Annotated in this window: 1 protein-coding gene; it reads right to left on the bottom strand. The window is 48.3% G+C overall.

The window, feature by feature from the left end; genetic code table 11:
- A partial coding sequence (locus AC1DWN_RS34865) for a ribonucleotide reductase N-terminal alpha domain-containing protein (protein ID WP_477563366.1) occupies nucleotides 1-646 on the bottom strand: 646 nt, incomplete at its 3' end.
- Between the last annotated feature and the right edge of the window lie 8 nt (nucleotides 647-654).

Below are 654 nucleotides of genomic sequence, written 5' to 3'. Positions count from 1 at the left end.
CAATTAACCCTGTTGCATAACTGAACAGTCCACCCCATGATACGGAGCCGCTGGAAGAACCGTTAACTCCGGCAACGATTGCTCTGCGAGGACGAAGTGATGATAGATTCATACCAACACCGCCGCCGCGTGCCATTATTTCCGTCATTTCTGTTAGTGTTTGCATAATACCGCCACGACTGTCCTTTGGCGATGGAATGACGTAGCAATTGAATAACGTCAGCTCTTCACTCGCACCTGCCCCAGCCGCGATCCGTCCACCGGGTACAAGCTTCCAATCCTTCAAAATATAATTAAATCTATCTCGCCATTCCTGCCGCTTCTCTTCGGTTACTTCTACTGAAGCCATCGCACCCGCGAGTCGCTCCCACATTTCCTCTGGTGTCTTCTCAATTGTGAGCGTTAGCTTCTCAACGGTCGATTCAATCAGATCGCCATTTCGCAGCTTCACCGTAACCGCACTCCCTTTACGCGCGATTACTTCGCCAACTTCCTTCGCAGGGAATTTCGGATCTTCCTTCGTCAGAACCAGTACAACGTCACCGACCCTCGTTTCGTTCGTATCCGCGTTTTTCCAAGCATATCGATCCAAAAATATTTTTTCACTTAGTCCTTCAAGACGATTTCCTTGTGTAGTTTCCAGCATTTATAATT

The organism is Paenibacillus sp. P4_A7 (assembly GCF_056402455.1).
Note: the sequence above shows the minus strand (reverse complement) of the source record. Positions and strands in the feature narration are given on the sequence as shown.